Annotated in this window: 1 protein-coding gene (running past one end of the window); it reads left to right on the plus strand. The window is 69.3% G+C overall.

The genetic code is table 11. The features are described from left to right. Window positions 1-15,207, plus strand: partial view of an SDR family NAD(P)-dependent oxidoreductase gene (locus LZC95_19265; GenBank protein WXA98948.1) — the 5' portion only. The gene runs 2,673 nt beyond the window's last position; only the first 15,207 of its 17,880 coding nucleotides appear in the window; it begins with the start codon at window positions 1-3; the stop codon falls past the right edge of the window.

Below are 15,207 nucleotides of genomic sequence, written 5' to 3' on the forward strand. Positions count from 1 at the left end.
ATGAGCATACATTCTACTGCCTCGAGCTATTCGGCAATTGCAGACAAGTACGACGACCCCGCGAACGAAACGTCCTTTTGGGGACGTCTTGCTCGCCAGGCGTACGAGCGCATGGTCCTTTTGCCCGAGTACCGACTCGTCGTCGATGTCGGGTGCGGGAGCGGCCTCGCGCTGGAGCACCTTCAGGGCCGAGCCCCCGCCTCCACCTCGTTCGTGGGGATCGAACCCGCAGAACAGATGCGGGTCATTGCAAAGCAGCGTACGGCTGGGGGAGGACGCGTCGATGTGCGCGACGGCCGATTCGAGGAGCTCCCGCTCGCCGATGCGTCGGTGGACTACCTCTATAGTCTTTGGGCGTTCCACTGGGTGAACGAGCCGCGGCGTGCGGCGGCCGAGCTCCGTCGCGTCCTCAAGCCGAACGCCGAGCTCGATATGTGGTTCGTCGGTTTGAACACGGGATGGGAATTCGCCCAGGCCACCGGCGAAGTGCTCCTTCGTTACGTCGATCTAGAGACGCGGCTCCGTTCCGCATCGATGCTGGCCTCGTTCGACCGCGAATCGGTGGACGATCTGTTCTCGTTTTTGCCTTCCAGGGGTCTCACCATTACCGAGGAGACGGAGACCCACTTCGACACGCTGGAACGCCATTGGGCATGGCAGATCCGCTCGGAGACATTTTATACGGTCATCGCACCCGAGAGGCGGGAGCACTTCGATAACGAGTTGCGCGAGGCCATCGCCAAGCTCGGCGACGAGCGAGGGGTGCCCTACACGAGGCATAGCTTCCACGTGCGCTACCGCCATCGCGACAGCGTTTCGGTCACGGTACCGTCGTGGCTTTCGGCGGTGCGTGAACGCGAAGGGGAGGCGTCCGCGCAGCGTCCGTTGTCCCTCTGCACGCTGACCGCGGCCAACGCCCAGGATCTCCGTGCGGCGGCCACCCGGCTGAGCGCACTCGTCTCCGACGGGGAGCGCGATGTGCACGCCGTCGTGGAAGGGGCACACGGCCAGGGCGCCCACCGCGCGGCGGTTGCCTTCGCCGATGCACCGACCCTGGCCCACGACCTGCGCGAACTGGGCCGAAAACGCGCCCCGCGCCTTTCATCGACCGGTGTCGTCAAACGGCGCCCGGTCGTGGCATTCCTGTTCAGCGGTCAGGGCGCCGAGCTCGCGGGGGTTGCGCGCGAGCTGATCGAGACGAGCCCTGTCTTTCTCGCGGGCATCGAGGCGTGCGCGCGCCATGCGGATCCATCGATCGACGGCTCGCTGCTCGACATTCTGCTCCACGATCCGGAGCGGCTCCGCGACGACACCATTAATAAGGTGGCGCTGTTTGCGCTCCAGTACGCGTTGGCCCACCTGTGGCGGTCGTGGGGCGTGCACCCGAACGTCGTCGTCGGCCACAGCCTCGGCGAATACGCAGCGGCGTGCGTGGCCGGGGTCTTTCCGTTGGAAGACGCCGTACGCCTGATCCTGGGGCGCGGTCGTGCGATGCGCGACCATGCCGCACCTGGGTCGATGTGCGCGGTCCAAGCCACCGCCGAGACGACTCGGCCTCATTTGGAGGCACGCGCTGGGAAGGTCGTCATTTCGGCCTTCAACGGCCCCGATAGCCTGGTCCTCTCCGGCGAGACGGCCGCGTTGCAACAGGTGACCGACGAACTCGGCGCCCGCGGAATCAAGACGACCGCTCTGCCCACGGCGCAGGCGTTTCACTCGCCGCAGATGCGGCCCGCGGTCGAGCCCTTGCGTCGATCCTGCGAGGGCGTCGCGCACCACACGCCGCATGTCTCGTTCGTGAGCACGGTGGACGGCGGGCAGGAAATCGCGGCGCTGGATGCGGAGTACTGGGTTCGCCACATGCTCGAGCCCGTGCATTTCTCCGCCGCGGTGGAGACGCTCGCCAAGCGCGGCGTCACCGCGTACATCGAAATGGGCCCCCGGGCGACGTTGACCCACTTGGTGGCGCAATGCCTCGGGGAAGGGCCCGCTGCCTATCTGCCCTCGTTCAGCCGCGACAAGGACGACGACACGTCGAGCTGCTGGACCACCTTGCTCACGGGCCTCGGCACGCTGCACACGCAGGGCGTCGACGTGGACTGGACGGCCTTCTCGCCGGCGGCCGCGCACCACACGGTTTCCATCACCGATGCGACGGGCGCTGCGACCGAGGCTGCCGTGCACGATGCATCGGGTGGCTCGCTTTGGCAGCGTCAGCTCCTCGCCACGGCGCCCGTCGATCGGGCCGAGGTGGCTCGCCGGCTGGTGCGCGCCGAGGTCGAGGACATCCTCGGCTCCGAGCTGCACTCGCCGCGTGCCGAACGCACCGGCCTGAAGGAGCTCGGGCTTCGCTCCCTTCAAATGGTGGCCGTGGCACGCCGGCTGTCCGATCGACTCGAGCAGCGCGTCTCCGAGACCATCGCGTTTTCCCGGCCCAACATCGAAGCCCTCGCCCGGTTCGTGCTCGAGACGCTCGAACTCGACGAGCACGCCGAATCGAACGAGCGCGTGCCGGCCCGCACGGCGGCGGGCGAAGACCCGATTGCCATCGTGGGCATTGGCTGCCGTCTGCCCGGCGGCGTCGCCGATCCAGACGGCTTCTGGGCCCTGCTCGAAGCGGGCCGCGAAACCGTGGAGCCTCTCCCCGCGCACCGCCGGAGCATGGCCGCATGGGCCGAGGCCGATCAGGCGCTCGCCTTGGGCGTGCGCGCCTCCTTCGTGGGCGACGTGGCCGAGTTCGACGAGGCGTTCTTCGGCATTTCCTCGCGCGAGGCCATGCGCATCGACCCCACCTACCGCCTCTTGTTGGAGGTGTGCTGGGAGGCCCTGGAGAACGCCGGCATCGTTCCGGGCTCGCTCGTCGGTACGTCGACCGGGCTCTTCGTCGGGGTGGGGCCCTCGGAGTACGACGCCGTGCGACCTCGGGTCGCCGCATCGCTCGACATCGACGCGTACTCCGGACTGGGCACCGCCCCGAGCATCGCGGTGGGGCGCATCTCCTTCGTGCTCGGCCTTCAGGGGCCGTCGCTCGCGGTGGATACCGCGTGCTCCTCGTCGCTGGTCGCGCTCCATTTGGCGTGCCAGAGCCTGCGCTCGGGCGAGTGCCAAATGGCTCTTGCCGGTGGTGCGTCGTTGATTCTGTCGCCGGGCACGTTCGCATGGCTGGCGAGCAGCAATGCGCTCTCCGCAGATGGACGCTGCAAGACGTTTTCCGCGAATGCCGACGGCTATGGGCGCGGCGAAGGCGGGGCGGTCATCGTGCTCAAGCGCTACAGCCAGGCGCAGGCCGACGGCGATCGCGTATGGGCCCTGGTGCGCGGTTCCGCGATCAACCATGATGGTGCCAGCAGCGGTCTCACCGTTCCGAATGGGCGCTCGCAGGAGGCGCTGGTCAAGCGCGCCCTCGAGGATGCAGGGTGCGCCGCCTCGTCGGTGGCTTACGTCGAAGCCCACGGTACGGGCACGCCGCTCGGCGATCCCATCGAGGTCGAAGCCTTGCGCGCCGTCTACGGGCGCGAGCGCGCCGCCTCCGAGCCTTTGTTCCTCGGGTCCGCGAAAACGAACCTCGGGCATCTCGAGTACGCCGCTGGCATCGCCGGTCTATTGAAGGTCGTTCTATCCCTTCGGAACGGACGCATTCCCGCGCATCTGCACGCCGAGACCCTCAATCCGCGGATCGCCTGGGACGAAGCACCGCTCGCCGTTCCGCAGGCGGCTGTGGCGTGGCCCGCGTGGAACACGCCGCGCCGTGCCGGGGTGTCCTCGTTCGGCCTCTCGGGCACGAACGCCCACGTCATCGTGGAGGAAGCCCCCGCCGCATCCCACGAGATTTCACCGATGGAGGCGGATGCGCGTGCCTGGCCGGCGCTGCTGTCGGGCACCACGGAGGCCGCGGTGCGTGCGCAAGCCGCGCGGTTGCACGCACAGCTCGCCGCGAAGCCCGAGGAGGGCTTTCTCGATGTGTGCCGATCCCTCGCGACGACGCGTTCGCACTTCGAGCACCGCGCGGTGCTCGTCGCGCGCGATCGCTCCGAGCTCATGGACGCGTTGGACGCGCTCGCCCGTGGGACCGCGAACACCAACACGGTGATCGGACGCGACGGTGGTGATGGAAAGGTCGTCTTCGTCTTCCCGGGGCAAGGCTCGCAGTGGGCGGGCATGGCGGTTTCGCTGCTGGAGACGTCGGCGGTGTTTCGCGCGGAGCTCGAAGCCTGCGCGCGCGCATTTGCTCCCCATGTCGATTGGTCGCTCCTCGACGTTTTGCGGGGCGTCGAGGGAGCGGCCTCGCTCGAGCGCGTCGACGTCGTGCAGCCGGCGCTCTTCGCCGTGATGGTCTCCCTGGCGGCCCTCTGGCGCTCGATGGGCATCGAGCCCGACGCCGTCGTGGGCCATAGCCAGGGCGAAATCGCCGCCGCGTACGTGGCCGGTGCCCTGTCGCTCGAGGATGCGGCCAAGGTGGTGACCCTGCGCAGCCGCGCGCTCACGCAGCTCGCGGGCAAGGGCGCCATGGCGGCGGTGGAGCTCGGCGTGGAAGCGTTGCAGCCGCACCTTTTGCCCTTCGGCGCGAGCCTGTCGGTCGCCGCGATCAACAGCCCGCAGGCGACCATCGTCTCGGGCGAGCCGGACGCCATCGATGCCTTGCTTCGCGATCTGTCGGCGGCGGGGATCTTCGCGCGGAAGGTGCGCGTCGACTATGCCTCGCATAGCGCACATGTCGATGCGGTGGAGGCCGAACTCGCGCGGCAGCTCGGGGACATCACCGCGCAGCCGTCCCGGGTACCGCTCTTCTCGACGGTGACGGGCACCGTGCTGCAGGGTACCGAGCTCGATGCGGGCTACTGGTACCGCAACTTGCGGCAAACGGTGCGGTTCGCCGATGCCACGCGCAGCCTGCTGGCAAGCGGGCACCGTTTCTTCGTCGAGGCCAGCCCGCACCCGGTGCTCAACCTCGCGCTCAAGCAGACCATCGAGGGCGCCGATGCCGTGGTCGTGGGCTCGTTGCGCCGCGACGAAGGGGACTTCGCGCGCTTCCTGCTCTCCTTTGCCGAGCTTTCCACGCGCGGCCGCCACATGGATTGGAAGGCCTACTTCGAGCCCACGGGCGCGCGGCGGATCCCGCTGCCCACGTATGCCTTCCAGCGGCGGCGACTGTGGCTCGACGCGCCCGCGGCGGCGCACGCGGACGTGGCATCGGCGGGCCTCGCGTCCGCCGAGCATCCGCTGCTCGGTGCTGCAATCGCCGTGGCCGACACGAATGCGCTTTTGCTCACGGGCCGCGTGTCCCTCGCGGAGCATCCCTGGTTGGCCGCACACGAGGTCTTCGGCACGGTCATCGTGCCGGGCACGGCCTTCGTCGAGCTCGCGCTCGTGGCGGCCCATCGCGCCGGATTGGATCGCGTCGAAGAGCTGGTGCTGGAAGCCCCGCTCGTTCTTCCCGCCGAAGGCGCCATGTTGGTGCAGGTGTCGGTCGGAAGCCCCGACGAACGAGGCCAGCGTGCGCTGTCGATCCATGCGCGCCCCGAGCACGCCGACACCGCGTGGACGGTGCACGCGCGCGGTGTGCTCGCGGCCGCCGTGCCGGCCGAGGCAGAGGCCTTCACGGCGAAGGCGTGGCCGCCGGCCGGTGCGCAGGCCCTCGCGCTGGACGGTTTCTACGAGGGCTTGGCCCGCGACGGGTTCGGTTACGGCGCGGCATTCCAGAACTTGACGGCAGCGTATGCGCGGGGCGACGAGCGCTTCGCCGAGGTCACGTTGCCCGAGGAGCTCGCGAAGGACGCAACCCGCTTCGGGTTGCACCCCGCATTGCTCGACGCCGCCCTGCACGCGCTCGCCGTCGGCAGCACCATCGAGGGGCTGCCGTTCGCGTGGAGCGGTGTATCGCTTCGCGCCGTCGGGGCGACCACCCTTCGCGCCCGCTTGGTGCGCGATGCGTCGGGCTCCGTGGCGCTGGATCTCGCGGACGCCGCCGGTGAACCGCTCGCCCGCATCGAGTCGTTCACGACCCGTCCTGCATCGGCGGAGCAGCTCCGCGCGGCCTCGTCCCCGCAGCGCGACGCACTGTTCCGCGTGGAGTGGACGACCGTCGCGACGCCCGACGACGCCCCCGACGAGCGCTGGGCTCTGGTGGGCCCCGACGCGCCGTACGCGAACCTGGCCGCCTTGCGGCATGATCTCGACGAGGGCGCGGCACCGCCGGATGCCGTTCTCGTGTCCTTCGCGCCCCAGATTCAGGCCGGCGTGGACACTCTCCACGGAGCCACGGCCGATGCGCTTTCGTTGCTCCAAGAGTGGCTCTCGGACGAGCGACTCACGGGCTGCCGCCTCGTGCTCCACACGTCCGGTGCCGTCGCGCCCGATCCCGACGAGGACGTGTCCGATCTCGTGCACGCGCCGCTCTGGGGCCTGGTTCGCACCGCGCAGGTGGAGAATCGCCAACAGGCCATCGTCCTGGTCGACACGGACGACGCCGAGGCTTCGCAGCGCGTGATGTTCTCCGCCTCCCGGGCCGGTGCGCAGGTGGCCGTTCGCGATGGGCGCATCCTCGTGCCGGCGCTCGCGCGGCTGGCGCAGACGGCGCAGGCCGAGCACGTCCTCGCGCCGGAGGGCACGGTTCTCATCACCGGTGGCACCGGTACCCTGGGCACCCTGCTGGCACGCCACCTCGTGCGGGTGCACGGCGTGAAGCATCTGCTCCTGACGTCGCGGCGCGGGGCCGATGCGAACGGCGCCTCCGAGCTTCGGGCCGAGCTCGAAGCGGAGGGAGCCTCCGTCACCCTGGCCGCATGCGACGTGGCCGATCGCGCGGCGCTCGAAGCGCTTCTCGCCTCGGTTCCCGCAGAGCATCCGCTCACGGCGGTGGTTCACGCCGCCGGTGTGCTCGACGACGGTGTCGTAGGCTCGCTCACGCCGGAACGCCTGCACACCGTGCTTCGTGCCAAGGTCGATGCGGCGCTGCACCTGCACGAGCTGACGGCAGGCCTCGACCTGTCGGCCTTCGTTCTGTTCTCGTCGCTGGCGGGCGTGCTCGGTACGCCGGGCCAATCGAATTACGCGGCCGCCAGCGCCTTCCTCGACGCGCTCGCGCGTCATCGCACGGTTCGTGGTCTCGCCGGGCTGGCCATCGACTGGGGCTACTGGGAGCAGAAGAGCGGCATGACCGCGCACCTCGGCGAGGCGGACCTGCAGCGCATGGCGCGTGGGGGGCTGCGCCCGCTCGCGTCGGAGGAAGGCCTCGCATCGTTCGACGCGGCCCTGGCAGGGCACGGCGATACCCTGGTGGTCGCGCGGTTCGACGTGGCCGCGCTGACCAAGCAGGCCGATTCGCTCCACCCCATGCTTCGCGGGCTCGTTCGCGTGCGGAGCCCGCGCGCGGTGGCCGCCAACACGAGCGTCGTGTCGACGTCGTCGATGGCGCAGCGCCTGCAAACGCTGTCGCCCGAGGACCAGGAGCGCGATCTGCTCGACCTGGTGCGCCGCGAGGTGGCCACCGTGTTGGGAATCGCGTCGGCCGATGTCCTCGAGCCGCACCGCCCGTTGCAGCGACTCGGGCTCGACTCGCTCATGGCCGTCGAACTGCGGAACCGGCTTTCCGCAGCCACGGGCCTGCAGCTCCGCGTCACCTTGCTCTTCGACCACCCGACGTGCGCCGCGCTGGCGCGGTTCCTGGTGTCCGAGCTTCGCGGACCGGAAACGCAGGTGCCCATCGCCGGCGCCAAGGTCCACGCGGTCGATGCGGCGCAGGACGATCCCATCGTGATCGTGGGCATGGGATGCCGCTACCCCGGTGAGGTGCGCTCGCCGGAGGAATTCTGGCAGCTCTTGAGCGGTGGCTACGACGTCATTTCGAGCTTCCCCGACAACCGCGGGTGGGACCTCGAAGGGCTCTACGATCCGGATCCCGATGCCGTGGGGAAGACGTATGCGCGCGAGGGCGGCTTCCTCTACGACGCCGACCAATTCGACGCGGCCTTCTTCGGGATCAGCCCGCGCGAGGCGCTGGCCATCGATCCGCAACAGCGGCTCTTGCTCGAGGTCTCGTGGGAGGCGTTCGAGCGGGCCGGCATCGTGCCCGACGATCTGCAAGGCACGGAGACCGGCATCTTCGTCGGCTTGATGCACAACGATTATGGCCGGCTTTCGGCTCCCGAGGAGCTCGAAGGGTATGTGGGCATGGGCAGCTCCGCGGGCGTGGCGTCCGGGCGCATTGCCTACACCTTCGGTCTGCACGGTCCCACGGTCACCGTCGATACGACGTGCAGCTCGTCGTTGGTGGCCATCCATCTGGCGAGCCAAGCGTTGCGCAAGGGCGAATGCTCCCTCGCGCTGGCGGGCGGCGTGTGCGTCATGCCAACCGCGAGCACCTTCATCGCGTTCAGCCGCCAGCGCGGTCTCGCGCCCGACGGTCGCTGCAAGTCGTTCTCGGCCGAGGCCAACGGTGCAAGCTGGTCGGAGGGCGCGGGCATGCTGCTTCTCGCGCGCCTGTCGGACGCGAAGCGTGAGGGCTACCCGATCCTCGCGATCGTCCGCGGCTCCGCGATCAATCAAGACGGCAAGAGCCAAGGCCTCACGGCCCCCAACGGGCCCGCCCAAGAGCGCGTGATTCTGCACGCCCTCGAGAGCGCCGGACTCGGTCCCTCCGACATCGACGCCGTGGAGGCACACGGTACGGGCACGAGCCTGGGCGATCCCATCGAGGCGCAAGCGCTGCTGGCCACGTACGGGCGCGGGCGATCGGCGGACGAGCCGCTCTGGATCGGAAGCCTCAAGTCCAACATGGGCCACGCGCAGGCGGCCGCGGGCGTGGGCGGCGTCATCAAGATGGTGCTGGCCATGCAGCATGGCGTTCTGCCCGAAACGCTGCACGCGCAGAATCCCTCGCCACACATCGATTGGTCGTCGGGAACCCTGCAACTTCTGAGTGAGGCGGTCCCGTGGCTGCAGACCGGTCACCCGCGCCGTGCAGGTGTCTCGTCGTTCGGGATCTCGGGCACGAACGCGCACGTCATCTTGGAAGAAGCGCCGGCCGCCGAGGAGCGCTCACCGAGTGTGACGCTGACGGTGCTGCCCTTGATGGTGTCGGCCAAGAGCGAGGCGGGCTTGAGGGCCCAGGCGTCTCGTCTGCGCGCACACCTGGAGATTCGGACCGAGCAAGAGCTCACCGACGTGGCGTATTCGCTCGCCACGACGCGTTCCCACTTCGAACACGGCGCCACGATCGTGGCACGCGGCCGCGCCGATGCGGTGGCCGCGCTGGAGGCGCTGTCGGAGGGTCGCCCCGCGTCGAACGTCGAGATGGGACGCCGCGCGGAAGCCGGCAAGCTGGGTGTGCTGTTCACGGGGCAGGGAAGCCAGCGCCCGGGCATGGGGCGCGCACTCTACGAGACGTACGGCGTGTTCCGCGATTCGCTGGACACGGTCTGCGCGTACCTGGATGTCGAACTGGAAGTCGATGATCGGCCGTCGCTGCGCGAGGTGATGTTCGGGGAGGACGCGTCGTTGCTGGACGAGACGCTGTATGCGCAGACGGCCTTGTTTGCGCTGGAGGTCTCGCAGTACCGGCTTTTGGAGAGTTGGGGCGTGCGCCCGGACTTCGTGCTGGGGCACTCCATCGGCGAGTTGGTGGCGGCGCACGTCTCGGGCATCTTGAGCCTGGAGGATGCGTGCAAGCTGGTCGGGGCACGGGCTCGCTTGATGCAGCAACTGCCGCGCGGTGGCGCCATGGTTGCCGTGCAGGCGACCGAGTCGGAGGTTACCGCGGCGCTGGGTTCCAAGCGCGCGAGCATCGCGGGCTTGAATGCGCCGATGTCCACGGTGGTGTCGGGTGACGAAGACGCGGTGCTGGAGGTAGGCCGGCACTTCGAGGCCCAGGGCCGTAAGGTGACGCGTCTGCGGGTCAGCCACGCGTTCCACTCGGAGCACATGGAGGGCATGCTCGAGGCATACGGTCGTGTGGCAGGGAGTTTGACGTACGGGCAGCCGCGGATGGGCGTGGTGTCGAACGTGACGGGCAAGCTGGCGACGGAGCAGGAGCTGCGCTCGGGCGAGTACTGGGTGAGGCAGGTGCGCGAGGCGGTGCGGTTCTCCGATGGCGTTCGCGCGCTGGACGCGCAGGGCGTGCGCACCTTCCTGGAAGTGGGCCCGCATGCCGTGCTGTCGGCGTTGGCCCGAGAGTGCCTCGTGAAGGAGAGCGCAGCCTTCCTCGCGGTGCAGCGAAAGGGACGCGACGAGGTCGAGACGATGATCGGCTCGCTCGGTGCGCTGCATGGCCGCGGGGTTCGTGTGGATTGGTCTGCGTACTTCGCGGGGGCCAAACATGTGGAGCTTCCGACGTACGCGTTCCAGCGTGAACGATTCTGGCTCGATGCACCGAAGAAGGGGCGCGCGAAGGCGGGGCATCCGTTGGTGGAGAGCATCGTGCGTTCCGCGCAGAGCGACGAGTACGTGTTCACGGGGCGGGTGTCGGCCGGCGAGCAGGCGTGGGTTGGCGAGCATCAGATCTTTGGCAAGACGCTCGTGCCCGGAACGGCGCTGGTGGAGCTCGCGTTGAGTGCGGCGCACCACGTGGGGCTCGAGCAGCTCGAGGAGTTGACCCTCGAGGTCCCGATGCTGGCCCCGAGCGAGATCCAGATCTCGGTGGGCGCAGCCGACGATACCGGCCGGCGGCCCATGGCGTTGTATGGCCGGGACAAAGGTGAGGCGTGGACGCGGCACGCGATCGGGACATTGGCATCGGGCGCTGCGCCCGCCGCATCCGAGCTTCGGGTGTGGCCCCCGGCGGACGCCACGGCGTTGCCGGTGGAAGGTGTGTACGAGCGCCTTCGGCAGGCCGGCTACGGGTACGGTCCATCGTTCCAGGGTCTGCGCGCGGTCTGGCAGCGCGGCGAAGAGCTTTTCGCCGAGGTCGAGCTTGCGCCCGAGCAAGAGACGCAAGGCTTCCTGGTGCACCCCGCGTTGTTCGACGCTGCGCTGCATGCGTTGGTCGTCGATGCCGGCGCGGAGGTGATGCTGCCCTTCGCATGGATCGGGGTGCGCCTTTTCGCGGTCGGCGCAAGGCACCTGCGCGTGCGCATCGCCCATGGCGCCATGCACCTGGCCGATGCCACCGGCGAGCCCGTGCTCACCGTGGATTCGCTCGTCAGCCGTCCCGTTTCCGCCGCGCAACTCGCGCAAGCCGGTTCCATCGACGCGCTGTCGCATCTCGCATGGACGGAGCAAAGCTTCGCGCCGCAGCAGGAGCCTGCGCCGGACATGGTCCTGGCGGAGCTGACGCGTGGTGCCGAGCAAGGGGAGATCGAAGCGGCGCACGAGGCGGTGCAGCACGCCCTGTCGCGGGTTCAAGCCTGGCTGGCGGAAGAGCGCAGCGCAACGCTGGTGCTGGTGACGCGAGGGGCGGTGAGCACGAACGCGGACGAAGGTGTCACCAACCCGGCGCACGCGGCGGTGTGGGGGCTCGTGCGGAGCGCGCAGGCGGAAAACCTTGGGCATCGCATCGTGCTCGTCGACACCGATGGCAGCGAGGCTTCGCGCGCAGCACTGCGCGGTGCGGTTGCAAGCGGCGAAGCGCAGATGGCCCTGCGGCAAGGTCGTTGCCTGGTGCCGAAGCTGGCCCCCGCGCCCAAGGTCGCCGGGCGTCCCTCTGCATGGTCGGAGACCGGAACGGTGCTGATCACCGGTGGGACCGGCTCGCTCGGCGGTCTTCTGGCCCGCCACCTGGTGCGCAACCACGGGGTCAAACACCTGCTGCTCACCTCCCGACACGCGCCCGCAGCCGCGGATCTCCAACGCGATCTCGAGGCCGCCGGGGCGACCGTGACACTCGCCGCCTGCGACGTCGCGGACCGCTCCTCGCTGGAGGCGCTCCTGGCCACCATTCCGCAGGCCCACCCGCTGACGGCGGTGATCCACGCGGCGGGAGTGCTCGACGACGGTGTCTTCGAAGGGCTGACCCCCGAGCGCGTGCAGCGCGTGATGCGCGCCAAGGTCGACGGCGCCGTGCACCTCGAGGCGCTGACCCGCTCGAGCGACCTTTCCCACTTCATCGTCTTTTCCTCCGTCGCCGGCGTTCTCGGCGGAGCGGGCCAAGCCAGCTACGCCGCAGCCAACGCCTTCCTCGATGCCTTTGCGCAATGCCATCCGGGCCGCGTGCAATCGCTGGCGTGGGGCCCCTGGGCGAGCGACGGCGGCATGACGTCGCACCTCACCGACGCCGATCGGCGTCGCATCGAGCGCGCCGGGTTGAAGCCCCTGTCGGCCGAGGAGGGCCTCGAGCTCTTCGACGCGGCCACTGCCCGCGCGGACGCAGCCCTCACGGTCGCACGCTTCCATCACGCGCTGCGTGCCCGCACCTCGCCCCGCACGGCACGCAACGAAGCGACGGCATCGTCGCTGAAAGAGCGGTGGCTCGCCCTGCCGCCCGCGGAGCGCGAGCGCGCACCGCTCGAGATGGTGCGCGCCGAAGTGGCCGCCGTGCTGGGCATCGCCTCGGTGGGTGCCATCGATCCGCAACGCCCGCTGCAGGAGCTCGGACTCGACTCGCTCATGGCCGTCGAGCTGCGCAACCGATTCGCCACGGCCACCGGACTGCGCCTGCAAGCGACCTTGCTCTTCGACCACCCGACCCCCGAGGCGCTCGCCCGCTTCCTGAGCCGGCATGTCCTGGGTGACGACCTCGGCCCCGCCGTGTACGAGCGCGCGCCCATCGAGCCCGTCGAGGCGGATCCGATTGCCATCGTGGCCATCGGTTGTCGCTACCCCGGAGGTGTGCGTACGCCCGACGCGTTTTGGCAACTTCTCCTCGAAGGCCGCGAAGCCATCACCCCGTTTCCCGACAACCGAGGCTGGGATCTCGAGTCGCTCTACGATCCCAACCCCGACGCCAAAGGAACGAGCTACACGCGCGAGGGTGGCTTCCTCCACGATGCCGACCTCTTCGATCCGGCCTTCTTCGGCATCAGCCCGCGCGAGACCCTGGCGATCGATCCGCAGCAGCGCCTGCTGCTCGAGACGACGTGGGAGGCGCTGGAGCGCGCGGGCATCGAGCCGGGCACACTTCAGGGCTCTCAGACCGGCGTCTTCGTCGGCGTGATGTACAACGACTACGGGCAGCTCTCCGCGCCCGACGATCTGGAGGGGTACGTCGGCATGGGCAGCTCCGCCAGCGTGGCCTCCGGCCGCATCGCGTACACCTTCGGGCTGCAAGGTCCCACCGTCACCGTCGACACGGCGTGCAGTTCGTCGCTGGTGGCCATTCACCTGGCCTGCCAGGCGCTGCGTCGCGGTGAATGCACGCGAGCCCTCGCGGGCGGTGTCACGGTCATGGCCACGCCGGTCGCCTTCATTGGCTTCAGTCGCCAGCGCGGCCTCGCTCCCGACGGGCGGTGCAAGCCTTTCTCTGCGAACGCCGACGGTGTCGCCTGGGCCGAGGGCGCCGGCATGCTCTTGCTCGAGCGACTCTCGGACGCCCAACGCCACGGCGATCCCATCCTGGCCGTCTTGCGCGGTTCGGCGGTCAACCAGGACGGCAAGAGCCAAGGCCTGACCGCCCCCAACGGACCGGCCCAGGAGCGCGTCATTCTCCAGGCCCTCGACGACGCCCGCCTCGCGCCACGTGACATCCAGGTGATCGAGGCCCACGGCACGGGCACCACGCTGGGCGATCCCATCGAGGCCCACGCCCTTGCCAACACGTACGGGCGCGCCCACGCGGGCGATAGCCCCGTGTGGCTGGGCAGCCTCAAGTCGAACTTCGGCCACACCCAAGCCGCCGCGGGCGTCGGCAGCATCATCAAGATGGTGCTGGCCATGCAGCACGGCGTTCTGCCCAAGTCGCTGCATGCGCAGAATCCGTCGTCGCACGTCGACTGGTCCTCGAGCGCGCTGCAGCTTCTGAGCGACGCGGTGCCGTGGCCGAAAAACGGAACACCGCGGCGTGCGGGTGTCTCGTCGTTCGGTATCTCGGGCACGAACGCGCACGTCATCTTGGAAGAAGCACCCACCGTGGCGGCGGAGCATACGCCGCGGCCCGTGGCTCCGGTGTTGCCGCTGGTGGTATCCGCCAAGAGCGAAGCCAGCGTGAGGGCGCAGGCCCTGCAATTGCGTGCGCACCTGGAGTTGCATCCGGAGCACGAACTCACCGACGTGGCGTACTCGCTGGCCACGACGCGCGCGCACTTCGACTACGGCGCGACCATCGCTGCACGGGATCGTGCCGCGGCACTTGCCGGGCTGGATGCGATCGCCGAAGGGCACTCCGTTGCAAACGTGCTGCTCGGCCGTCGGGCGGAGACAGGCAAGCTCGGTGTGCTGTTCACGGGGCAGGGAAGCCAGCGCCCGGGCATGGGGCGCGCGCTCTACGAGACGTACAGCGTGTTCCGTGCGTCGTTCGATGCCATCGACGGCCACCTCGAGATGACTCCCTCGCTGCGCGAGGTGACGTTCGGGGAGGACGCGTCGTTGTTGGACGAGACGCTGTATGCGCAGACGGCCCTGTTTGCGCTGGAGGTCTCGCAGTACCGGCTTTTGGAGAGTTGGGGCGTGCGCCCGGACTTCGTGCTGGGGCACTCCATCGGCGAGCTGGTGGCGGCGCACGTCTCGGGCATCTTGAGCCTGGAGGATGCCTGCAAGCTGGTTGGGGCACGGGCTCGCTTGATGCAGCAACTGCCGCGCGGGGGCGCCATGGTTGCCGTGCAGGCGACCGAGTCGGAGGTTACCGCGGCGCTGGGCTCCAAGCGTGCGAGCGTCGCGGGCTTGAATGGGCCGATGTCCACCGTGGTGTCGGGCGACGAAGACGCGGTGCTGGAGGTGGGCCGGCACTTCGAGGCCCAGGGCCGAAAGGTGACGCGTCTGCGGGTCAGCCACGCGTTCCACTCGGAGCACATGGAGGGCATGCTCGAGGCGTACGGTCGCGTGGCAGGGAGTTTGACGTACGGGCAGCCGCGGATGGGCGTGGTGTCGAACGTGACGGGCAAGCTGGCGACGGAGCGAGAGCTGCGCTCGGGCGAGTACTGGGTGAGGCAGGTGCGCGAGGCGGTGCGGTTCTCCGATGGCGTTCGCGCGCTGGACGCGCAGGGCGTGCGCACCTTCCTGGAAGTGGGCCCGAGTGCCGTGCTGTCGGCGTTGGCCCAGGAGTGCCTCGTGAACGAGGACGCGACCTTCCTTGCGGTGCAGCGAAAGGGACGCGACGAGGTCGAGACGATGATCGGCTCGCTC

Source organism: Sorangiineae bacterium MSr12523, assembly GCA_037157775.1.
In the GTDB taxonomy this organism is placed as follows: domain Bacteria; phylum Myxococcota_A; class Polyangia; order Polyangiales; family Polyangiaceae; genus Pendulispora; species Pendulispora brunnea.